The following is a 21,246-nucleotide window of genomic DNA, read 5'->3' on the forward strand; positions in this document are numbered from 1 at the left end:
ATTATTCCGCTGCGATTAGCAGCTTTTTCTCGCGTGCGGCCTTCAGGCGCGCGAAATCATCGCCGGCATGATGCGACGAACGGGTCAGCGGGCTCGAAGCCACCATCAGGAAGCCCTTGGTGTAGGCAACCGTCTCGTAGGACTTGAACTCGTCGGGTGTGACAAAGCTCATGACCTTGTGATGCTTGCGGGACGGCTGCAGGTATTGGCCGATCGTCAGAAAGTCGACGTCGGCGGTCCGCAGGTCGTCCATCAGCTGCAACACTTCGTTTCGCTCTTCGCCGAGGCCGACCATGATGCCTGATTTGGTGAACATGGTAGGGTCCAGCTCCTTCACGCGCTGCAGCAGGCGGATGGAGTGGAAATAGCGGGCCCCGGGGCGAACCGTCAGGTAGTTGCCGGCGACCGTCTCCATGTTGTGATTGAACACGTCGGGCTTGGCGGCAACGACGCGCTCGAGGGCCCCGGGTTTCTTCAGGAAGTCAGGTGTCAGGATCTCGATGGTGGTCGTCGGCGACGCTGCACGGATCGCCCAGATCACCTTTTCGAAATGTTCGGCACCACCGTCCTCCAAGTCGTCGCGGTCAACCGACGTGATGACCACATGGCTGAGGCCCATCTGCTTGACGGCCTTGGCGACGTTCTCGGGCTCGGCCATATCGAGTGCATTCGGCTTGCCAGTCGAGACATTGCAGAAGGCACAGGCGCGCGTACAGATCTCGCCCATGATCATGAAGGTCGCGTGCTTCTTGTCCCAGCACTCGCCGATATTGGGGCAGCCGGCTTCCTCGCAGACGGTGACGAGCTTGTGCTCCTTCACGATCGAGCGCGTTTCCGCGTATCCCTTGGAGGTCGGTGCCTTGACGCGGATCCAATCCGGCTTGCGCATGACTTCCTGATCGGGCCGATGGGCCTTTTCCGGGTGCCGCACCCGCTTTTCAGCGTCTGGATTCATCCTGTCGAGAATAGTTACCATCAATAACCTGCCTTCAAACCGCCGGAAGCGGCCTCTTTCGTCAGCGTCTGACGAGTTTTGCCAGAAATAGCAAGATACAAGAGCCTATGAAACCCGTCACAAGGTAACCCAGCCAACCGCTGGCGACATAGATCCCGGCGCGGGTAAAGATCGCACTGGCGATGACCGCGCCCACTATGCCGATGATAATGTTCATCAGAACGCCGAAACGTATGCCCATCAGAATGCCCGCGAGCCACCCCGCCAAGCCGCCGATGATGACCGTGGCAATCCAACCTACGCCTTCCATCCTGCCCTCGCCCCTTTACGCTATCGCCCTTGCAATCAGAACCACGATGATGGCCCCGACCGTCGCGTGAATGATCTGCACCACCAACACATTGTCGATACCGAGCGATATGCCGAGCGCGTTGAAGAGAAAGCCTCCGACGAACGCGCCGATAATGCCGCTCAGCAGGCACCGTATCAATCCACCTCCTCCGACGACCAGACTGGCGAGGAACCCCGCCACCAGGCCGATCAGGAGAAAGATAAGCAGTGCCTGCGTACCCATAGACATGATGATTTCCTTTCGCTTTTTCCAGTCCGGGATCGGATGGGATCCAATCCGTCATAGAGAGCGGAAAAGGAAACTATCAAGCGTTCAGCACACGACCATAAGCGTCCAGAACCGCTTCCTTCATGGTTTCGGAAACCGTCGGATGCGGGAAGATGGTGTGCATCAGTTCTTCTTCGGTCGTTTCCAGGTTCATGGCGACGACAAAGCCCTGGATCAGTTCGGTGACTTCGGCGCCGACCATGTGCGCACCGAGCAGTTCGCCGGTCTTCTTGTCGAAGATCACCTTGCAGAGACCCTGGTCCTCGCCAAGCGCGATCGCCTTGCCATTGGCGGCAAAGGAGAAGCGGCCGACGCGGATGTCACGGCCCAATTCCTTGGCCTTGGCTTCGGTCAGGCCGACGGAGGCTACCTGCGGGTGGCAATAAGTGCAGCCCGGAACCTTGCCCTTGTCCGTCGGGTGAACGTTCGGGAGGCCGGCGATCTTTTCGACGCAGACGACACCCTCATGCTCTGCCTTGTGGGCGAGCATCGGCGGGCCGGCGACGTCGCCGATGGCGTAGATGCCCGCGATATTGGTCTTGCCGTAGCCGTCGATGACGACGCAGCCGCGGTCGGTCTTGACGCCGACGGCCTCGAGACCGAGGTTTTCAATATTGCCCTGCACGCCGACGGCCGAGATCATACGGTCGGCGGTGATCTGCTGGACCTTGCCGTCAGCCGTCTCGACATGCGCCGTCAGGCTGTCGGCAGCCTTTTCGACCTTGGTGACCTTGGCGCTGGTCAGGATCTTCATGCCGCGCTTCTCGAGCTGCTTGCGGGCGATCGCCGTGACTTCGACATCCTCGACCGGCATGATCGTCGGCATGACTTCGACGACGGTGACGTCGACGCCCATCGAGCGGTAGAAGCTCGCGAACTCGATGCCGATGGCGCCCGAGCCCATGACGATCAGCGACTTCGGCAGGGCTGCCGGCTTCATCGCCTCGAAATAGGTCCAGATCAGCTTGCCATCGGGCTCGATGCCCGGCAGCGCGCGCGGGCGGGCGCCCGTGGCAATGATGATGTGCTTTGCGTTGTAGGTGCCCTCGCCCTTGATGTTCTTCGGAACCGGGTTCTGCGGCTCGACGACGGGTTTGGAGGACTTGCCGACGACGATTTCGCCGGGCTTGGTGATCTTGGCTTCGCCCCAGATCACGTCGACCTTGTTCTTCTTCATCAGGAAGCCGACGCCGCCGTTCAGCCGTGCCGAGACGCCGCGCGAGCGCGCGACGACAGCCTTGACGTCGGCAGTCATCTTGCCTTCCAACACGAGGCCGTAATCCTTGGCGTGATTGGCATGGTCGAGAACCTCGGCCGAGCGCAGCAGCGCCTTGGTGGGGATACAGCCCCAGTTGAGGCAGATGCCGCCCAGATGCTCGCGTTCGACGATCGCGGTCTTGAGGCCAAGCTGGCTGGCGCGCACGGCGGCGACATAGCCGCCGGGGCCCGAACCGATGATGATGACGTCGTAATTCTCAGCCATGTTTTCCTGCCTTTGTTATCGGGCGTCGCGGGTGAGAAGCACCCACTCGTGTTTCCTGCCGTTTTCGAAGAAGGCCACGGCATTCGCTCGCGCCGCCTCCGAAAATCCATTCTTCTTGTAAAGCGACAGAGCCGCTTCGTTGTAACTTGCAGTAATCAGGCTGACCGGGGCGCTTCCCGCCCGCTCAATCTGATCACCAAGAAGCCGTCGACCAATCCCGATGCCGCGCAAATGGTTGTAGACACCGAGCGTTCCGATAAACCAGCTTCCCAACACCATTTTCTGCAGATCGATGACCGGCTTCAGCGCCGGGCGGTCCGCCTCAATATTCCATATGCCTTCGTCGAGGCAGTAGCCGATCGCGGCCCCCGCGATCTCGCCATAGGCTTCGGCAATCACCGCGTCGCTCCAGTTGCCCTGCTCCTGGTCTCCGCGCAGCTTCTGCCGTCCTCGCTCCATCGGCGTATCGCAGCCGCCGTTTCCGAGCTCAGAGAGCCACAGCCAGGAAGCAAAACCATGCGATGCTATATCCGTGAGCAAAGCCAGCTCCGTCGCATCTTCCCGCTTCGCAGGACGAAGCGAGACGAAGGATCCCATACTCAAAGCCCCAGCATCATCCGCACAGTCGATTCCATGCCGCGCCCAAGAGCCCGGGTATTGTCCGCATCGAGGTGAATGCCATCGACCGGTGTCGTCTTCGCTACCGAATTGCCGTCAAAGAAGCCGCAACCGAGCTCGTCCGCGAGGTCGCGATAAAGGGTCGGCAGCATTGCCGACTCCTCGATGCCGCCGACGAACGACGCCGCAAAGGGCACATTCGCAGTGTCGCGGATCTTCGGCGGTGCCACGATAAGGATGTCCGGTCCATCGAATTCGAAGGGCCAGGCGTGGTTGCGGATCAACCGCACCAGCCGGGCGATGCCCTGGCAGGCGGCAAAGGCCGACCCCGCCACGACGGGCTTCATGTCGTTGGTGCCGAGCAGCAAAATGACGAGATCAAGCGGCGCATGGCTCTGCAGAATCGTTGGCAGAATGCGTGCGCCGTTCCGGTCGCAGTCGGCGAGATGGTCATCGAAGGCGGTGGTTCGCCCGTTCAATCCTTCGGCGATGATCCGCACTTCGTTGCCGAGTGCCGCCTGAAGCGCACTTGGCCAACGATCCTTGTAGGCATGACGTCCGATCGTATCGGCGTCATAGCCCCAGGTCAGCGAGTCACCATAGCAAAGAACGGTCTTCGTCATTTCCGCCTCCGCCGTTGTCTCAGACGAGCATGCCCATCGGGTTCTCGATGTAGCCCTTGAACGCCTGCAGCAGCTCCGCACCCAGCGCGCCATCGACGCAGCGATGGTCGGTCGACAGCGTGACAGTCATCACGGTTGCCACAGCCAGCTGACCGTTCTTGACCACCGGGCGCTGCTCGCCTGCGCCGACCGCGAGGATCGTTGCATGCGGCGGGTTGATGACGGCTGCGAACTGCTTCACGCCCATCATGCCCATGTTGGAGACCGAGCTGGTGCCGCCCTGGTATTCCTCGGGCTTCAGCTTGCGGTCCTTGGCCCGCTTGCCGAGATCGCGCATCTCGTTGGAGATCGCCGACAGGGTCTTTTCCTCGGCCTTGCGGATGATCGGGGTGATCAGGCCGCCAGGGATCGAGACAGCAACACCGACGTCGGCGTGCTTGTGCTTGACCATGTTGGTTTCAGTCCAGGAGACGTTTGCATCCGGAACATCGCGCAGAGCCAGCGCCATAGCCTTGATGACCATGTCGTTGACCGACAACTTGTAGGACGGCGCACCATCCTTGCGGGGTGCAGCGTCGTTGAGCTGGGCACGCAGAGACATCAGCGCGTCGAGCTCGCAATCCACCGTGACGTAGAAGTGCGGCACGGTCTGCTTGGACTCGACGAGGCGCTTGGCGATGACCTTGCGCATGCCGTCATGCGGCACGAGTTCGTAGGAGCCCGGTTCGAAGAGCTTGAGAACGGACTCGTCGGAAGCACCCTTCGGGGCAGCGGCCGGAGCCTGTGCAGCAGCCTGCGGCGCAGCGGCAGCCGGTGCCGCCTTGGCGCCACCACCTGCAACGGCGGCTTCGACGTCGCTCTTGACGACGCGGCCGTGCGGTCCGGAGCCAGCAATCGCTGACAGGTCGATCCCCGCGTCCTTCGCCAGACGACGAGCGAGCGGCGAGGAAAACGTGCGATTGCCGCCAGCTGAAACCGCAGCAGGTGCCGCGGCCGGAGCCGGTGCCGCAGCAGCCGGAGCCGGGGCGGCCGGTGCTGCTTCCGCCTTCGGAGCTTCAGCAGCCTTCGGCGCCGGAGCAGAGCCCGCACCGCTTGCGGCAGCGGATACGTCTTCACCATCGGCAGCAAGAACGGCGATCAAGGCATTGACCTTGACGCCTTCCGTGCCGGCAGGAACAACGATCTTGGCAACCGTGCCCTCATCGACGGCTTCGACTTCCATCGTCGCCTTGTCGGTTTCGATTTCCGCAATGATGTCGCCTGACTTTACCGTGTCGCCTTCCTTGACGAGCCACTTGGCCAGATTGCCTTCTTCCATCGTCGGAGAAAGGGCAGGCATCGTGATGTTGATAGGCATCGAAATACCCTCCCCTTGTTACTTGTAGCAGACGGCCTTCACGGCCTGCACGACTTCGTCGACGCTCGGCAAAGCGAGCTTTTCGAGGTTTGCGGCGTAAGGCATCGGAACGTCCTTGCCGGCGATCGTGAGAACCGGCGCATCGAGATAATCGAAGGCCTGCTGCATGACGCGGGTGGCGATTTCGGTACCGACTGAGTTCTGCGGATAGCCTTCCTCGACGGTGACGAGGCGGCCGGTCTTCTTGACCGATTCGATCACGGTCGGAAGGTCCATCGGGCGCAGCGTGCGCAGGTCGATCAGCTCGGCGTCGATGCCGATCTTCTCGAGTTCGGCGACCGCCTTGGTGGCATAGGTCATGCCGATGCCGAAGGAGACGATCGTGACGTCCTTGCCCGGACGATGAATGCGGGCCTTGCCGATCGGGAGAACGAAATTATCGAGCTTCGGCACGTCGAAGTGCTGACCGTAGAGGATTTCGTTTTCGAGGAAGACGACCGGGTTCGGATCGCGGATGGCGGCCTTGAGCAGGCCCTTTGCGTCGGATGCCGTGTAGGGCATGACGACCTTGAGGCCCGGGATCTGGCTGTACCAGGCCGAGTAGTCCTGGCTGTGCTGGGCGCCGACGCGGGCAGCCGCACCATTCGGGCCACGAAACACGATCGGAGCACCCATCTGACCGCCGGACATGTAGAGCGTCTTGGCGGCAGAGTTGATGATCTGGTCGATCGCCTGCATGGCGAAGTTGAAGGTCATGAACTCGACGATCGGCTTCAGACCGGACATTGCGGCACCGACGCCAACGCCGGCAAAGCCGTGCTCGGTGATCGGGGTGTCGATGACGCGGCGAGCGCCGAATTCCTGCAGAAGACCCTGGGTGACCTTGTAGGCGCCCTGGTATTCGGCAACTTCCTCGCCCATGACGAAGACGCTGTCGTCAGCGCGCATTTCTTCGGCCATGGCATCGCGAAGCGCTTCGCGAACGGTCATGGAGACCATTTCGGTGCCGGCCGGAATTTCCGGATCGTTTGGCACAGCGGCCTTCGGCTCGGCCGGAACCGGAGCAGCGGCGGCAGGCTTTTCTTCCGCCTGCGGAGCGGCTGCGGCAGGTGCGGGCTGAGCAGCAGGTGCAGTCGAGATGTCGGATGCCGATTCACCGTCCTGAAGCAGGACTGCGATCTTGGCATTGACCTTCACGTTTTCGGTGCCGGCCGGAACCAGCAGCTTACCGATGACGCCTTCGTCAACGGCTTCAACTTCCATCGTCGCCTTGTCGGTTTCGATTTCGGCGATCACGTCACCAGACTTGACGGTGTCGCCTTCCTGCTTGAGCCACTTGGAAAGTGTGCCTTCTTCCATCGTCGGAGAGAGGGCGGGCATGAGAATATCGATTGGCATGGGTCGTCCCTCCCCGATTAGAGCAGAATGTCAGTGTAGAGCTCGGATGCATCCGGCTCGGGATCTGACTGGGCGAAGTCTGCGCTGTCGGCAACGATATCGCGGACGTCCTTGTCGATCGCCTTGAGATCGTCTTCCGAGGCCCAACCCTTCTCCAGCAGGCGCGCACGCACCTGCTCGATCGGATCCTGCTCCGAGCGCATCTTCTGCACTTCTTCCTTGGTGCGGTACTTCGCCGGGTCGGACATGGAGTGACCACGATAACGATAGGTCAGCATCTCGAGGATGATCGGGCCCTTGCCGGAGCGGCAATGCTCGAGGGCTTCGTCGGCTGCAGCCTTGACCGCGCGGACATCCATGCCGTCGACCTGAATGCCGGGGATGCCGAAGCCGGAACCGCGGAGCGAGTAGTTCGACTGCGCGGTTGCGCGAGCGGTCGAGGTACCCATGGCGTAGCGGTTGTTTTCGACGATGTAGATAATCGGAAGCTTCCAGAGAGCAGCCATGTTGAAGCTCTCGTAGACCTGGCCCTGGTTAGCAGCGCCGTCACCGAAGTAAGCGACGGAAACGCTGTCGTTGCCGCGATACCGGTTTGCAAAGGCAAGACCCGTTCCGAGCGAGACCTGAGCACCGACGATGCCGTGACCGCCGTAGAAATGCTTCTCTTTCGAGAACATGTGCATCGAGCCGCCCTTACCGTGCGAATAACCGCTGCGACGGCCGGTCAGCTCGGCCATGACGCCACGCGCGCTCATGCCGGTCGCCAGCATGTGGCCGTGATCACGATAGGCCGTGATGACCTGATCGCCTTCCTTCTGCGCCATCTGCATGCCGACGACGACAGCTTCCTGGCCGATATAAAGGTGACAGAAACCGCCAATGAAGCCCATGCCGTAAAGCTGGCCGGCCTTCTCTTCGAAGCGGCGGATCAGCAGCATATCGCGATAAGCGCTGAGCTCTTCATCACGCGTGAAATCGGCAACAGGACCACCATTGGTGGCCTTGTTTGCCGGCTTTGCGCTAGTTTTACGGCTGGAAACGGTCGCGGTTTTTCGCGGCGCCATTCAACCCTCCCTATGGGTTTGTCGGTTCTTTGGTTGGGCGTACCATAGGGAAGAAATTTCGCCACAGCAATGCCATAAATGCATGGCTCGTATTCACCAGCAATTCACTGATAAATAACGCTTTATTTGAATTAACCGAATTCCAGTTAATTGGAATAGTGATTGAATATGACGATCTCATCGGCACGAGAAACATTAAGCTGAAGACGCGCTTTCTCGTCCAGCATATCCTTGTCCATCGAACCGTCACTCAGCAGCGCGACCTGCTTTTCGAGATGCTCGCGCTTGCCTTTCAGAACCGCCAACTCCCTCTCACGCGCTATCCGCTGGCGCTCGAACCCTTCGGTTGCCCGCAGACCGTAATCACCATGAATACAATGATAGCCGAAGTAGGAAAGAAACGCGACCGTCATGGCTGGAACCACGAAACGACCGATCTTTTTCTTCTTGTGATGCTTTGTCCACATAAACGCACGCTCGAACGCATTACCTCGATGCGCTCAAGACTACCGGGCAGAGATTAACTGTCCGTTGACTATGAAAAATCAGGCAAGAAAAAACCCGCGCCTTTCGAAGGCGCGGGTCGAAGTGGTTAAAATCAGGCGCAATTAACCGCGGATGATCGAGCGGCCGGCATAGCGGGCCTGCGGGCCAAGACCTTCTTCGATGCGGATCAGCTGGTTGTACTTGGCGAGGCGATCCGAGCGCGACAGCGAGCCGGTCTTGATCTGACCGCAGTTGGTGGCAACCGCGAGGTCAGCGATCGTCGAATCTTCGGTTTCGCCCGAACGGTGCGACATGACCGCGGTGTAGGCTGCCTTGTGCGCGGTGTTGACGGCATCGAGCGTTTCCGTCAGCGAGCCGATCTGGTTGACCTTGATGAGGATCGAGTTGGCGACGCCCATCTTGATACCGTCGCGCAGGCGAGCCGAGTTGGTGACGAAGAGATCGTCGCCGACCAGCTGGACCTTCTTGCCAGCGAGATCGGTCAGAGCCTTCCAGCCGTCCCAATCGTCTTCGGCCATGCCGTCTTCGATCGAGATGATCGGATACTGGGCAGCGAGCTGAGCAAGGTATTCGGCCATGGCGCCCGGCTCCAGAGTGCGACCTTCGCCTTCGAGCACGTACTTGCCGTCCTTGAAGAATTCGGTCGAGGCGCAATCAAGGCCAAGGCAGATATCGTCACCCGGCTTGTAGCCGGCTTTCTCGATCGACTTCATGATGAAGTCGAGGGCTTCAGGGGCGCTCTTCAGGCCCGGCGCGAAACCGCCTTCGTCGCCAACGTTGGTGTTGTGACCCTGAGCCGACAGTTCCTTCTTGAGGACGTGGAAAACTTCCGAGCCCATGCGAACGGCTTCGCGGATAGAATCGGCGCCAACCGGAAGGATCATGAATTCCTGGAAGTCGATCGGGTTGTCGGCATGCGCGCCGCCGTTGATGATGTTCATCATCGGAACCGGCAGCAGGTGGGCGGAAGCGCCACCGACGTAGCGGTAGAGCGGCAGTCCGGCAGCCTGCGCAGCGGCCTTGGCAACAGCGAGCGATACGCCGAGGATGGCGTTGGCGCCGAGGCGCGACTTGTTCGGCGTGCCGTCCAGCTCGATCATGATGTTGTCGATCTGGATCTGGTTTTCGGCATCGATGCCGCCGATTGCGTCGAAGATTTCCGTGTTGGCGGCTTCGACAGCCTTTTCCACACCCTTGCCGAGGTAGCGCTTGCCACCATCGCGAACTTCGACGGCTTCATGCGCGCCGGTCGACGCGCCCGACGGAACCGCCGCGCGGCCCATGCTGCCATCTTCCAGATAGACATCGACTTCGACGGTGGGGTTGCCACGGCTGTCGAGAATCTCGCGGGCGATAATGTCGGTAATTGCGGTCATCGGCTTTTCCTACTTGAGGGTGGATAAATCGTTTGAAATCCGTCTTAATCGAAGACGCGCAAATTACAATGGCGCTTTGCGCATGCTTCGCAGCGATGTTCGTGCGTGGCCTATTACACGAACATGTCAGTCTTTTGAACGTCAGGTTTTCGCGATCGCGTCGAAGGCCAGGAGCTTTTCGAGAAGCCTCGGCATGTCCTTGAGATAGACCATGTTCGGACCGTCAGACGGCGCGTTGTCAGGATCTTCGTGCGTTTCGACGAACACACCGGCGACACCGACGGCAACGGCCGCGCGCGCCAGCGTCTCCACGAATTCGCGCTGGCCGCCGCTGGAACCACCCTGCCCTCCGGGCTGCTGCACCGAATGGGTGGCGTCGAAAACAACAGGGGCGCCCATCGCCGCCATGATCGGCAGCGAGCGCATATCGGAGACCAGCGTGTTGTAGCCGAAGGAAGCGCCGCGCTCGCAAAGCAGGATATTCGGGTTGCCGCTGGAATTGAGCTTGTTCAAGACATTCTTCATGTCCCAAGGGGCAAGGAACTGGCCCTTCTTGACGTTGATTGTGCGACCGGTTTTGGCGGCTGCGACCAGCAGGTCTGTCTGGCGACTGAGAAAGGCCGGGATCTGCAGGACGTCGACGACCGTCGCCACCTCGGTGCACTGCTCCTCGGTATGGATGTCGGTCAGGACAGGAAAACCGTATTCCTTCTTGAGGTCGGAAAAAACCTCCAGCGCCTTATCAAGGCCGATGCCGCGCTGGGCGGAGAGCGATGTCCGGTTCGCCTTGTCAAAGGAGGACTTGTAGACAAGGCCGAGACCAAGCTTGTCGCAAAGCTCCTTCAATACACCGGCGACCATGAACGCATGTTCGCGGCTCTCCATCTGACACGGTCCGGCAATCAGCGACAGCTTGCCGGTATTCGAAAAGGTGACGCGGCCGGCGCCTTCGCCGACCGCGACTTCGGAATTTGTCTGGCTCATCGTTTCTCCTCGAAGGCGAAGAGCGCACCCTGCCCGGGCGCTGCCTTCACCAGAATTCGATTGTTCTTGCGCGTGTAGGTCATCCCGTTAGCAGCCAAATGCGCTTCTGTCACGGCGAGATCACCGACCTTGAAAACAACGGCAACGCCGCGAAGGCCGCGATCGTCTGAGGGAGCAGAAATATCGAAGTAGGCATCCAGTCCATCGGGGGACAGAACGATGATCCTGGCGTTGGGCGTTGCAACACTTACACCAAAGGCCTCGTTGATCACCGTCAGGCCGTGCGCCGCCGCGCGCACAAATGGTCCAAACGCCTTTGGGTCCGGCGCGCCAAGAACGATCTCCGCGATCCCGCCCACGCCATTTGGGTGCACTTGCAGTGCCCTTCGATCGGCAGGCAGCGGATTGACCCTCTGGCAGGTGAAAAAAAAGAAATCAGGTGCGCGCAGGTCAACTGCGAACGCGAGTTTGAATGCAGCAGTGGCTTCCGAGCCGTCGGGCATCTTCATCGGCCGCTCGAACTGCAGCATCTCACCGCCGTTGATCTTCTCCCCAAGGAATCTAGCGTGGTCGCGGTCGGCGTCCCCCGTCGCGAAGACCACTGCGGACAGTCCATCCTCGCCGCATCGAAACCGAAAGGCACGGTCACGCGCGGTGAAGACGTTGCCCTTCCTCGCCGACGCCTCGTGCAGTTCAAGGCTGGCGACGCCCAGTGGCTCCAGATAAGTTTCGTCGGCGAAGAAGATACAGGCGTTCTCTGTTCCGAACGGGTGCCGCGCATCTGGCGCGACGGTGAATCCCAGCATTCCGAGGCGCTCGCGCGCAAGCCTGATGTTGGACACCGGCAGCACAATGTGGTCCAGCGGATGTGCTTCGCTCATGGCAAACTCCCCGGGGATTTGCGAAGATGTGCGCCGGGCAAGAGAACAATGCAACCCCCTTCTCCGCATTCACTCAAAAGCGACGCAAAAACTGAACAAGTTGCAGGCAAGTTTTACGAAAATTTAGGTACTTGCAGAACACATATGGAACATATAGTGTCTGTTCTGGCTTTGTTTCACAACTCTGGGGTTCAACTTCGATGCTGACGCGCAAGCAACAGGAGCTTCTTCTCTTCATTCACGAACGAATGAAGGAGTCCGGTGTCCCCCCATCTTTCGACGAAATGAAGGACGCTCTCGATCTCGCGTCGAAGTCGGGCATCCACCGCCTGATTACGGCGCTGGAAGAACGCGGCTTCATTCGCCGACTGCCGAATCGAGCCCGCGCTCTGGAGGTCATCAAGCTGCCAGAGGCATATAATCCCAGTCTCCAGCCGCGCCGCGGTTTCTCGCCGAGCGTGATCGAGGGCAGCCTTGGCAAACCTCAACCGGTCGCGCCGCCAAAGCCGGCCGCGCATGCGGACAATGGCAATTCGGCCTCTGTACCTGTTATGGGGCGGATCGCTGCAGGCGTGCCAATTTCTGCAATCCAGAACAATACGCACGACATCACGGTTCCGGCCGACATGCTTGGCCCAGGCGAGCATTATGCGCTCGAGGTGAAGGGTGACTCGATGATCGAGGCCGGCATCTTCGACGGCGATACGGTGATTATCCGCAACGGCAGCACCGCCAACGCCGGCGATATTGTTGTCGCACTTGTCGATGACGAGGAAGCAACCCTCAAGCGCTTCCGCCGCAAGGGCGCTTCGATCGCGCTTGAAGCTGCGAACCCGGCTTATGAAACGCGTATTTTCGGACCCGATCGCGTCAAGGTTCAGGGCAAGCTGGTCGGCCTCATTCGCCGCTATCACTAAAGACAGGCGGCTCTCCATCGAAGGTGCCGCTTCGCCAATTGTATGCCCGATGCCGCATCCAGGGCCGGTCAAGTGTCTTGTAGGCCGTCGTCACGACAGGCGTTCCCTGTTCGTCTATTCGTATCTCTGCCGCACCCGAGCGGCGCAAGGTTTCCCCCGTGAACAACAATGCACCTGACCGGCATTCGCTTGCGCGCAGGCGAGCGGGTGTAACGACGATGTCGGCGGTGTCGCAGGCAGCGCCGACGTAGGCGGGATCTTCGACGATCGTCAGAACGTAGCCGCTGTCGTGCGCCGCTGTGCACCAAGCGCCTTTCAGGCAGACGAAACGGTTCTCAACGCCTCTCGCAACGACCTGCCGCAACGCGTTGCGAGCGTTATGCAATTCGTCGGCCGAGAGCCTCCGAGGCTTGCCGTCGCCGTCTCGCCGGCGGACCGGTTTGACACCCTCTATCAGGAGCGGCGGCCGGGCTTGCTCCGCAACCAGAGCCCTTCGCCATTGGTCGAAAATGAAGTCGGGTGGGCGCGTCCGGTTGGAAGCAATAACCTGATTGTCGACAATCGCGACGAGACCGCCATCCTCGGCAATGATGAAATCTGGCGCCGGTCTGGACGGCGCGAGCACAACGAACAGAGTTGCCAACGCGATCGCAACAGCGCCAAGGTACCGCAGTCTGGTGCGCAGAAGCGCAAGCACGAGGAAGCCTGCGACGGCGACAGGAAAGTACCAAACCGGCAATCGACCGATATCGACGTTGCCGCCCCATCCCGAGACCATCTTTGCAATGGCGATCACAATTTCGAGCCCGAACCCGGCGATTTTCCAGGGAACGACATCGAGGCCAAACGGCGTCAGCAGCATCGCGAACATGCCCATAGGCATCACCACGAAGGAGATTACCGGCATGGCCATGAGATTTGCGGGCAATCCATAAGCGCTGAGCCGATGGAAATGTTCGACTGCAAAGAGCGCGGTCGAGAAGCCTCCGATCATTGAGGAAAGGAGGATGCCAGCAAAGAAGCGTGCGACAAAAACTACGGGCTTCACTGCCCTGACTTGCAGCAAGGGATGTTCGCGCGCGGCTCGCTTCGACCACATCGCATAACCGGCAACCAGCGCAAGAGTCGCCGCAAATGACATCTGGAAGCTCGGGCCTAGCGCCTCGGATGGAGACAAGAGCAGAATCACCCAAGCCGATAGGGCAATGTTGCGTAGACTGATTGACGGCCTGTCGAAGAATACAGCGGCCAGCATGATTGCCATCATGATGAAGGCTCGCTCTGCCGAGACCGCAAAGCCCGAGATCATGTAATAGGCTGTCAGGGCGACGAGCGCGCCAGCAGCTGCAATCTTCTTGGTCGGGTACGCCTGCGTAACGGATGGAAACAGGCTCAGCAGTTGGCGTAGGCCGACGAAGAAGATACCCGCGGAGAGCGCCATGTTGAGACCGGAGATTGCCACGATATGCGCCAGACCCGCCTGTCGCAGCGCGTCGGTGGTTTCCCGCGAGATCGCGCGCCGCTCGTCGGTGACAAGCGACGCCGCAAAGGCGCCGGTGTCGCCCGGCAGGATTCCACGGATGCGGTCTCCAATTCCGCTTCGAAGACCATCCAGCCAGTTGGCTCCGCGCTCCGAAATCGATGGTGTGCCGACCGCTGGCGGCATTGAAACGCTTGGCGAACCATAAAAGAAACCGTTCGCGCCAATCTCGTCGAAATAGGCGCTGAAGGCGAAGTCGTTGAGCCCAGGCAGCGCCGGTCCCGCAGGCGGGGTCAATCGTGCCCGTCCCGTCAACCACTCCCCGATTTCGAACGGTTCTTTCTGCCCACGCGCGACGACTGAAACCCGGTCTAGCGGCCGCCTAATCTGAGGCGACTGGGTGCCGGAAATGGAGACGATATAGCGCCAACGACCCGCGCCATCCCCCTCCCGACGCTCGACCCGACCAGTGATCGTTGTGGTGACGGGCGTATCCAGTATGACGGTCGCCCTGCTCCGCGTTTCGTATTGGGCCGAAAGCATTCCCGCGACGCAAAGCAAGCCGGCCAGTGCTGAACTCCGGACAAACGGACGCCCTTGGCCCGCCGCCATTGCAACAAGTGCCAACACAACAACCCATGCCATCAAGCGCGTCGTGGGAGGGTCACTTGCGAGTTCGAACCAGAGGACGGCGCCGGCTCCGAGGAAGACCGGCGAGAACAGAAACAACCGTCCATGTTCCATCTCCGCTGTCGCGGAACCTTGGAGCCATGAAGCCCAGTCCCGTGTCGCAGCTTTGATCCGTGTCGGCCACGCGATGGAGGACTGCGTGCGCATGGCCGGCAACAGCTTGGCGGCCGATCGATTCAACAGGAGAGACCGCTCCGCTGCACGCGCGGAAGCATCCGCGGCAGGCGCGGCCTTCGTTACTTCAAATGGCTTCAACCCCGGCATGCATTTGCGCCAAAAAACAGCCGCCCTTGCAACCACAATGCAAGCTATCGAGGCGTCAGGCAATAATAATCGATTGAAATCTGAAGGAAAATCTGAACGCTGAAAAGCCAAGGATTATCATCGGCTTCTGCTATGCGCAGGGCTCATCGCAGCAGTGCCCAAAAGTTGATACTGCAATGCACAAAATGGCATCACGGTAACTTGGCATTAGGCGCGCGATCATATAGCAATCATCGACGACGCTTAACCCTATGGCGCTTTTATGGCGCCACCCGCCAGTTTGGAGGATCAGAATGACGGAACAAAGCGCAACACTGAAAATCGGTGACAAATCAGTCGATCTCGCCGTCAAGAGCGGCACGATCGGTCCTGATGTCATCGATATCGGCGCCCTCTATAAGAACACGGCTTCCTTCACTTACGATCCTGGTTTCACCTCGACCGCATCCTGTGAATCGAAAATCACCTACATCGACGGCGACGCCGGTGTGCTATTGCATCGCGGCTATCCGATCGAACAGCTTGCCGAGCACGGTGACTTCCTCGAAGTCTGCTATCTGCTTCTCTACGGCGAACTGCCGACCGCTGCCCAGAAGAAGGATTTCGACTATCGCGTCACGCATCACACGATGGTGCATGAACAGATGAGCCGGTTCTTTACGGGCTTCCGCCGCGATGCGCATCCGATGGCTGTCATGTGCGGCTGTGTCGGCGCGCTGTCCGCCTTCTACCATGACTCGACCGACATCACGGATCCGCATCAGCGCATGGTGGCAAGCCTGCGCATGATCGCCAAGATGCCGACACTCGCCGCCATGGCCTACAAGTATCACATCGGCCAGCCCTTCGTTTACCCGAAGAACGATCTCGACTACGCCTCGAACTTCCTGCGCATGTGCTTTGCAGTTCCCTGTGAGGAATATGTCGTTAATCCGGTGCTCTCGCGAGCAATGGACCGCATCTTCATCCTGCACGCCGACCACGAGCAGAACGCCTCGACCTCGACCGTTCGCCTTGCCGGCTCGTCGGGCGCGAATCCGTTTGCCTGCATCGCAGCCGGCATTGCATGCCTCTGGGGCCCGGCGCACGGCGGCGCCAACGAAGCAGCGCTGAACATGCTGACCGAGATCGGCACCGTTGACCGCATTCCGGAATACATCGCCCGCGCCAAGGACAAGAACGATCCGTTCCGCCTGATGGGCTTCGGTCACCGCGTCTACAAGAACTACGATCCGCGCGCCAAGATCATGCAGAAGACGACGCATGAAGTTCTCGGCGAGCTGGGCGTCAAGGACGATCCGCTGCTCGAAGTGGCGATGGAACTCGAGCGCATTGCACTGACTGACGAGTACTTCATCGAGAAGAAGCTCTATCCGAACATCGACTTCTACTCCGGCATCACGCTGAAGGCTCTGGGCTTCCCCACGACCATGTTCACCGTGCTGTTTGCTCTCGCCCGTACGGTCGGCTGGATTGCCCAGTGGAACGAAATGATCGAGGATCCGGAACAGCGCATCGGTCGCCCGCGTCAGCTCTATGTCGGTGAGCCGCAACGCGATTACGTGCCTGTTTCCAAGCGCTAATCAGCGATCACAGATTGCAAAGAAGCCCGGTCAGGAATGGCCGGGCTTTTTCTTTTGAAGGACATCGAGGACGATTTCGGCCGCATGTTCCCCCGGCGGCTTTTCGGTCTGCATTCTCTGCCAGAGAACGTCAAACCCTTCCATCATCGCCTGCCGTGGCAAGGTGTCCACCGACAGCTTCTCCATCCAGCGCGCAAAGCTGCCGCCTCGCACCACGTCGTTGATATACTCAGGCACAACGGCGTAGTCGGCGATCAGGTTCGGAAGGGCCGCGCTCCAGGTTTTGATCTTGCTGGTCATGAGCTTGATGATCCAGTCCGTCTTGTAGGCCGAAACACACGGGACGCCGGTCAGCGCCAGCTCAAGCACGACTGTCCCAGACGCCGCCATGGCGGCATCCGCTTCGGTGAACGCCTGCCACTTCGCCTCGGCGCCGGTCACGATCTCCGGCTTGGTCGTCCAGTCCTTGACGAACTCACGGATCATAGCCTCGCGGCGCGGCATCGTCGGCAAGACGAAACGCATCTCACCGTTGCGCGCCACCAACTCGGTGACGGCGTCGCCAAAGTGGGGCAGCAGCTTGATAATCTCGCTTGAGCGCGAGCCTGGCAGCAACATCACTGTCTTGCGGTCGGCCCGTGTCCGTGGCTTGGTCTGCGCACGCTGGCGTCGGGCGTCCAACAAGTTTGGGTCGGCCGTCAAACGGTGGCCAACATAGGTCGTCGGCGGCCCGCCCAGCTTGCGCATCACCTCAGGCTCGAACGGCAAGACAGCGAGCACATGATCGACATAGGCGAGCATGCGCTGTGCGCGATATTCCTTCCATGCCCAAACACTCGGGCAAACATAATTGACAACAGGCAAGCCGGGCAGCGCCGTGCGGACCCGCTTTGCAACCCTATGCGTGAAATCCGGACTGTCGACGATTACGAGCACATCGGGTTTTGCCGCGATGATTGCCGACGCCGTCTCGCCAATACGCCGGACGAGCCTTGGCAACGTCGACAGTACTTGTGTGATGCCCATCACTTGCAGTTCAGAAAAATCGAAAAACGAGCGCAGGCCCTGCGTCTCGAGCCCCTCGCCGCCAACGCCGACGAGATCTACACCGCCCGGAAACTGTCGTTTCAGGGCGGCGATCAGATCCGCCCCCAGAAGGTCACCCGAGACCTCTCCAACAACGATGGCAACTTTTAGCGACGCATCGCTCACGCTAGCCCCCAGGATGGCAAACCTCTATCCAGTCCGCACACGAAAATACCGGCCTCATCCGCAGCCTTGATGACAGCGTCACGCTCCAGGATGAGCGAGCGACCCGCCTCGACAGCAACGCCCGCCAGGCCCGCCCTTTTCAGGTTCTCGATCGTCGAAATGCCGATCGATGGCAGATCCGCACGGATATCTTGCTGAGGTTTGCAGAGTTTGACGAGTACGCCGCGGCGACGCGCAGAAATGCGCCCGGCTGATCGCAGGTCAGCGATACGGTCCAGCATGCTGTCCGTGCCTTCGACGCCCTCGAGCGCAACAATGCGGCCGCCAACTGAAACCGCCCCTTGCCCGACATCCAGCCTGCCAAGCGCATCGGCCGCTTCCGCGGCGCGCGCGATATCTCTTCGATCATCAGGTCCCGGTCGCACTGCGCCCAACGGACCGACGGTCGCAAGGAGGTGTGGTGCGATCTCATGCGCGCCGACGACGCGGCGTCCGTTCCCCTCGATCAAGGTAATGACCATGCGCAATACGGCATCGTCGCCACCAGCGAGCAGCGTGCGGACCGTCGACGGCAATTTCACGATCGTTTTCAGCGTCGGGCGGACCTCACGCCACTCCGGACGCCGGCGCACGCCTCCCGACATGACGACTCGATCTACGCCGTTGCTCGCGAATATCCGACTGAGAGCAGCGAAGTCACCGACGCCGATCACCGCGTGATCAAAGCCATCCCAGGAGCGGTCCGCTTCATCTTTCAGCGCGATAATGAAGGGATCTTCACCTGCCTGGCGCGCGGCCGTAGCAACATAGGACGGCAGAAGACCGCTGCCTGCGATGATTGCCAAGCGGCCTTTTGCCATGTCACCCGCGAGAGCCAAGCATCACCCTTTCTGTCCCCTGGTCGGAGATGAAAGAGCGCGGTCGCTTTCGGCAGCGATGAAATCAAGAATTTGAATGACTTGCTCGCAACCAGCATACTCGTCGCGGAGTGCGGCGGCATTGTCTCGGATCGAATTATCGCCTTCGAAGATCGCCTTATAGGCCCGGCGCACTGTGTGAATCGTCGCGCGGTCAATGCCGGCGCGGGTCATACCGACGACATTCAAGCCGCTCAAAAGGCCCGGATTGCCATTCAGCATCCCATAAGGGATGACGTCGTAGCTAACCGCTGAAAGCCCACCTACAAATGCCTGTCGACCGACGCGCGTGAACTGATGCACGGCGCAGCCGCCACCGAGAATGACGCGATCCTCGATCGTTACGTGGCCGGCAAGCATGACGTTGTTGGACATGATGACGTTGCTTCCAACCCGGCAATCATGGGCGATATGCGAATTCGCCAGGAACAGGTTGTTGTTGCCCACAATCGTCTGGCTACCGAAATCAGCGGTACCCGTATTGACCGTGACACCTTCGCGGAAGGTGCAGTTGTCGCCGACCGTCAAGGTCGTTTCTTCGCCACCGTGATGAACGCTCTGAGGATCCCCGCCGATCACGGCCATTGGGAAAATGCGGCACCCGCTGCCGAGCGTCGTGCGGCCCGATACGACGGAATGCGCAAGCAACTCTACGTTATCACCCAGCGTGACATTCGGTCCAACGTAACAAAAGGGACCGATCTTGACGTTCTCGCCGATCACAGCGCCGTCTTCGACGACCGCCATGGCGTGAATCTTGGCGCTGGCTGCTATCCTACTCATGCCTGATCCTTGCGAACGATCATCGCCCCGATGTCGGCTTCGGCGACGAGCGCGCCATCAACCTTCGCATCGCAGTGGAACTTCCAGATATTACCGCGCTGCTTCTGTTTCTTCACGTGATATTCGACGCGGTCGCCGGGAACGACCGGCTTGCGGAAGCGCGCGTTGTCAATCGTCATGAAGTAGACCAAGTTCCCGGTCTCCCCCTGCTTCTTGGCGCAGATCGCACCGGCTGTCTGTGCCATACCCTCGATGAGCAGGACACCCGGCATGATCGGAGACTCCGGAAAGTGACCGGTAAAATGCGGTTCGTTTGCGGTCACGTTCTTGATGCCGATCGCGGACTCGTCACCGTCGATATCGATGATCCTATCCACCAGCAGGAACGGATAACGATGCGGCAGCAGCTTCATGATCTCCATGATGTCTGCCGAAGAGAGCGAAGTCTTTGCTTCTTCAGTCATTCTTTTCTCCCGTTTTCTTGCTGCCGGTCGACCGGGCCAAAATCGCTGCGGTCTCTCGCAGAAAATCGTTGATGGGACGCGCCGGCACACCACCGTAACGTTCGCCGGCAGGTATGTCGCCGACCACACCGCTCTTCGCGGCGATCTGCACTCCGTCACCGATCTTGATATGCCCGTTCAGTCCGGCCTGCCCGCCGATCTGCACGCCATCACCGAGAACCGTGCTACCAGCGATGCCGACCTGCGAAACGATGGCGCAATGACGCCCAATTCGGCAGTTGTGACCAATCTGGACCTGATTATCGATCTTCGTGCCTTCGCCGATGACGGTATCATCCATGGCACCGCGATCAATCGTGGTATTGGCGCCGATCTCCACATGATCCTGAATGATGACCCGGCCGATCTGAACGATCTTGATCATCCCGCGTGGGCCCGGAGCATAGCCGAAGCCGTCTTGGCCAATGCGCGCGCCATTGTGAATGATCACGCCGTTGCCCAAGAGCGCGCAAAGCACGCTTGCGCCGGCGGCGATCGTGCAATTGCGGCCGATCTTGACGTTTGGCCCGATGATCGCGCCGGCTCCGATGTGCGTGCCCTCTCCGATTTCGGCATGTGCGCCGATGACCGCGAATGGCTCGACCGAAACCTGCCCTTCCAGACGCGCCGTCTTGTCGACAACTGCGCGATCCGAGATGCCGGAGCCTTCGGATAACAGCGCCTCCGGCCGAAGTGCCTTCGGGTAGAGATAGCCACCCGCCATAGCAAAGGCGGCATGAGCATTCTTCGAAATCAAGACAGGCAGATGATCGGGTACCAACGATCGCAAGCCGGCGGTGCAAAGCACAGCAGACGCCGCGCACGTCGCGAGCTCGTCCCTGCTCCTCTTCGACATGATATAACAGATGTCACCCGCCTTCGCCCGGCTTACGGGCGAAACGGAGCGTATCACAACATCTGCGTCCTTGGGGTCAGCAAGCTCTGCCCCAAGATACTGCGCCAACTCCGAGAGTTTCACGCCATCATGGGGCAGAAAAAAGCCATTTTGCTCCATCGGCAAATCTCCAGAAC

General features: G+C 60.0%; 22 protein-coding genes. 3 read left to right on the forward strand and 19 right to left on the reverse strand.

Going from position 1 to position 21,246, the window contains the following annotated elements; genetic code table 11:
- Position 1: 1 nt before the first annotated feature.
- The 13 genes from lipA to FHT77_RS21695 all read right to left on the reverse strand — a co-directional run bounded on the left by lipA (position 2) and on the right by FHT77_RS21695 (position 11,865).
- Complete coding sequence (gene lipA / locus FHT77_RS21635) at positions 2–976, reverse strand: lipoyl synthase (protein WP_114712640.1); 975 nt, start codon at positions 974–976, stop codon at positions 2–4.
- 40 nt (positions 977–1,016) lie between these two features.
- Complete coding sequence (locus tag FHT77_RS21640) at positions 1,017–1,265, reverse strand: GlsB/YeaQ/YmgE family stress response membrane protein (protein WP_183756923.1); 249 nt, start codon at positions 1,263–1,265, stop codon at positions 1,017–1,019.
- A 15-nt stretch (positions 1,266–1,280) separates the two neighbouring features.
- Positions 1,281–1,535, reverse strand: coding sequence for a GlsB/YeaQ/YmgE family stress response membrane protein (locus tag FHT77_RS21645; RefSeq protein WP_183756924.1), 255 nt, complete (start codon positions 1,533–1,535; stop codon positions 1,281–1,283).
- A 76-nt stretch (positions 1,536–1,611) separates the two neighbouring features.
- Complete coding sequence (lpdA, locus tag FHT77_RS21650; RefSeq protein WP_183756925.1) at positions 1,612–3,057, reverse strand: dihydrolipoyl dehydrogenase; 1,446 nt, start codon at positions 3,055–3,057, stop codon at positions 1,612–1,614.
- Between the two features lie 15 nt (positions 3,058–3,072).
- Positions 3,073–3,654: a GNAT family N-acetyltransferase gene (locus tag FHT77_RS21655; protein ID WP_183756926.1), complete on the reverse strand. Its 582-nt coding sequence runs from the start codon at positions 3,652–3,654 to the stop codon at positions 3,073–3,075.
- Positions 3,655–3,656: 2 nt separating this feature from the next.
- Entirely contained in the window at positions 3,657–4,298 is a 642-nt protein-coding gene (locus FHT77_RS21660; protein ID WP_183756927.1) for an SGNH/GDSL hydrolase family protein, read from the reverse strand.
- A gap of 19 nt (positions 4,299–4,317) precedes the next feature.
- Positions 4,318–5,655 (reverse strand): pyruvate dehydrogenase complex dihydrolipoamide acetyltransferase, encoded by a 1,338-nt coding sequence (locus FHT77_RS21665; protein ID WP_183756928.1) that lies wholly within the window; start codon positions 5,653–5,655, stop codon positions 4,318–4,320.
- 18 nt (positions 5,656–5,673) lie between these two features.
- Positions 5,674–7,053, reverse strand: coding sequence for a pyruvate dehydrogenase complex E1 component subunit beta (locus FHT77_RS21670; protein WP_183756929.1), 1,380 nt, complete (start codon positions 7,051–7,053; stop codon positions 5,674–5,676).
- 17 nt (positions 7,054–7,070) lie between these two features.
- Entirely contained in the window at positions 7,071–8,117 is a 1,047-nt protein-coding gene (gene pdhA / locus FHT77_RS21675) for a pyruvate dehydrogenase (acetyl-transferring) E1 component subunit alpha (protein ID WP_016553840.1), read from the reverse strand.
- Between the two features lie 146 nt (positions 8,118–8,263).
- Positions 8,264–8,584, reverse strand: a complete 321-nt coding sequence (locus FHT77_RS21680) for an FtsB family cell division protein (RefSeq protein ID WP_007532419.1) — start codon at positions 8,582–8,584, stop codon at positions 8,264–8,266.
- A 141-nt stretch (positions 8,585–8,725) separates the two neighbouring features.
- Entirely contained in the window at positions 8,726–10,000 is a 1,275-nt protein-coding gene (gene eno, locus FHT77_RS21685; RefSeq protein ID WP_037127725.1) for a phosphopyruvate hydratase, read from the reverse strand.
- A 141-nt stretch (positions 10,001–10,141) separates the two neighbouring features.
- Positions 10,142–10,984, reverse strand: a complete 843-nt coding sequence (kdsA, locus tag FHT77_RS21690; RefSeq protein WP_183756930.1) for a 3-deoxy-8-phosphooctulonate synthase — start codon at positions 10,982–10,984, stop codon at positions 10,142–10,144.
- On the reverse strand, positions 10,981–11,865 hold the full coding sequence (locus FHT77_RS21695; RefSeq protein WP_183756931.1) for a VOC family protein: 885 nt from the start codon (positions 11,863–11,865) through the stop codon (positions 10,981–10,983). The genes kdsA and FHT77_RS21695 overlap by 4 nt, the downstream gene beginning before the upstream one ends.
- A gap of 200 nt (positions 11,866–12,065) precedes the next feature.
- Between FHT77_RS21695 and lexA the strand changes: the two genes are divergently transcribed.
- The gene (gene lexA / locus FHT77_RS21700) at positions 12,066–12,782 is read left to right on the forward strand and encodes a transcriptional repressor LexA (protein WP_016553836.1); all 717 of its coding nucleotides are present in this window, start codon (positions 12,066–12,068) and stop codon (positions 12,780–12,782) included.
- Here the strand turns inward: lexA and FHT77_RS21705 are convergent.
- A complete protein-coding gene (locus tag FHT77_RS21705) occupies positions 12,763–15,099 on the reverse strand; it encodes a ComEC/Rec2 family competence protein (protein WP_409527466.1) in 2,337 nt (778 codons plus the stop codon). The two genes, lexA and FHT77_RS21705, sit on opposite strands and share 20 nt — an antisense overlap.
- Between FHT77_RS21705 and FHT77_RS31515 the strand changes: the two genes are divergently transcribed.
- Positions 15,098–15,319, forward strand: a complete 222-nt coding sequence (locus FHT77_RS31515) for a hypothetical protein (protein ID WP_246720047.1) — start codon at positions 15,098–15,100, stop codon at positions 15,317–15,319. The two genes, FHT77_RS21705 and FHT77_RS31515, sit on opposite strands and share 2 nt — an antisense overlap.
- Before the next feature lie 190 nt (positions 15,320–15,509).
- Positions 15,510–16,799 (forward strand): citrate synthase, encoded by a 1,290-nt coding sequence (gene gltA / locus FHT77_RS21710; RefSeq protein ID WP_016553835.1) that lies wholly within the window; start codon positions 15,510–15,512, stop codon positions 16,797–16,799.
- Between the two features lie 30 nt (positions 16,800–16,829).
- Here gltA and lpxB read toward each other — a convergent pair whose 3' ends face one another.
- From lpxB to lpxD, 5 genes are read right to left on the reverse strand one after another with little or no spacing between them, the layout of a single operon-like run.
- Positions 16,830–18,011, reverse strand: coding sequence for a lipid-A-disaccharide synthase (lpxB, locus tag FHT77_RS21715; RefSeq protein WP_183756933.1), 1,182 nt, complete (start codon positions 18,009–18,011; stop codon positions 16,830–16,832).
- The gene (locus tag FHT77_RS21720; RefSeq protein ID WP_183756934.1) at positions 18,008–18,889 is read right to left on the reverse strand and encodes an LpxI family protein; all 882 of its coding nucleotides are present in this window, start codon (positions 18,887–18,889) and stop codon (positions 18,008–18,010) included. Before FHT77_RS21720 ends, lpxB begins: the two co-directional genes overlap by 4 nt.
- 3 nt (positions 18,890–18,892) lie before the next feature.
- Positions 18,893–19,711 (reverse strand): acyl-ACP--UDP-N-acetylglucosamine O-acyltransferase, encoded by an 819-nt coding sequence (gene lpxA, locus FHT77_RS21725; RefSeq protein WP_183756935.1) that lies wholly within the window; start codon positions 19,709–19,711, stop codon positions 18,893–18,895.
- A complete protein-coding gene (gene fabZ, locus FHT77_RS21730) occupies positions 19,708–20,175 on the reverse strand; it encodes a 3-hydroxyacyl-ACP dehydratase FabZ (protein ID WP_183756936.1) in 468 nt (155 codons plus the stop codon). The genes lpxA and fabZ overlap by 4 nt, the downstream gene beginning before the upstream one ends.
- Positions 20,168–21,229 (reverse strand): UDP-3-O-(3-hydroxymyristoyl)glucosamine N-acyltransferase, encoded by a 1,062-nt coding sequence (lpxD, locus tag FHT77_RS21735; RefSeq protein ID WP_183756937.1) that lies wholly within the window; start codon positions 21,227–21,229, stop codon positions 20,168–20,170. The genes fabZ and lpxD overlap by 8 nt, the downstream gene beginning before the upstream one ends.
- Positions 21,230–21,246: the final 17 nt, after the last annotated feature.

The organism is Rhizobium sp. BK181, from assembly GCF_014193305.1.
Classification (GTDB): domain Bacteria; phylum Pseudomonadota; class Alphaproteobacteria; order Rhizobiales; family Rhizobiaceae; genus Rhizobium.

Coding starts and splice junctions, on each gene's coding strand:
- lipA (WP_114712640.1), bottom strand. CDS start 976: ATGGTAACTATTCTCGACAGGATGAATCCAGACGCTGAAAAGCGGGTG.
- FHT77_RS21640 (WP_183756923.1), bottom strand. CDS start 1,265: ATGGAAGGCGTAGGTTGGATTGCCACGGTCATCATCGGCGGCTTGGCG.
- FHT77_RS21645 (WP_183756924.1), bottom strand. CDS start 1,535: ATGTCTATGGGTACGCAGGCACTGCTTATCTTTCTCCTGATCGGCCTG.
- lpdA (WP_183756925.1), bottom strand. CDS start 3,057: ATGGCTGAGAATTACGACGTCATCATCATCGGTTCGGGCCCCGGCGGC.
- FHT77_RS21655 (WP_183756926.1), bottom strand. CDS start 3,654: ATGGGATCCTTCGTCTCGCTTCGTCCTGCGAAGCGGGAAGATGCGACG.
- FHT77_RS21660 (WP_183756927.1), bottom strand. CDS start 4,298: ATGACGAAGACCGTTCTTTGCTATGGTGACTCGCTGACCTGGGGCTAT.
- FHT77_RS21665 (WP_183756928.1), bottom strand. CDS start 5,655: ATGCCTATCAACATCACGATGCCTGCCCTTTCTCCGACGATGGAAGAA.
- FHT77_RS21670 (WP_183756929.1), bottom strand. CDS start 7,053: ATGCCAATCGATATTCTCATGCCCGCCCTCTCTCCGACGATGGAAGAA.
- pdhA (WP_016553840.1), bottom strand. CDS start 8,117: ATGGCGCCGCGAAAAACCGCGACCGTTTCCAGCCGTAAAACTAGCGCA.
- FHT77_RS21680 (WP_007532419.1), bottom strand. CDS start 8,584: ATGTGGACAAAGCATCACAAGAAGAAAAAGATCGGTCGTTTCGTGGTT.
- eno (WP_037127725.1), bottom strand. CDS start 10,000: ATGACCGCAATTACCGACATTATCGCCCGCGAGATTCTCGACAGCCGT.
- kdsA (WP_183756930.1), bottom strand. CDS start 10,984: ATGAGCCAGACAAATTCCGAAGTCGCGGTCGGCGAAGGCGCCGGCCGC.
- FHT77_RS21695 (WP_183756931.1), bottom strand. CDS start 11,865: ATGAGCGAAGCACATCCGCTGGACCACATTGTGCTGCCGGTGTCCAAC.
- lexA (WP_016553836.1), top strand. CDS start 12,066: ATGCTGACGCGCAAGCAACAGGAGCTTCTTCTCTTCATTCACGAACGA.
- FHT77_RS31515 (WP_246720047.1), top strand. CDS start 15,098: ATGGCCGGCAACAGCTTGGCGGCCGATCGATTCAACAGGAGAGACCGC.
- FHT77_RS21705 (WP_409527466.1), bottom strand. CDS start 15,099: ATGCGCACGCAGTCCTCCATCGCGTGGCCGACACGGATCAAAGCTGCG.
- gltA (WP_016553835.1), top strand. CDS start 15,510: ATGACGGAACAAAGCGCAACACTGAAAATCGGTGACAAATCAGTCGAT.
- lpxA (WP_183756935.1), bottom strand. CDS start 19,711: ATGAGTAGGATAGCAGCCAGCGCCAAGATTCACGCCATGGCGGTCGTC.
- fabZ (WP_183756936.1), bottom strand. CDS start 20,175: ATGACTGAAGAAGCAAAGACTTCGCTCTCTTCGGCAGACATCATGGAG.
- lpxD (WP_183756937.1), bottom strand. CDS start 21,229: ATGGAGCAAAATGGCTTTTTTCTGCCCCATGATGGCGTGAAACTCTCG.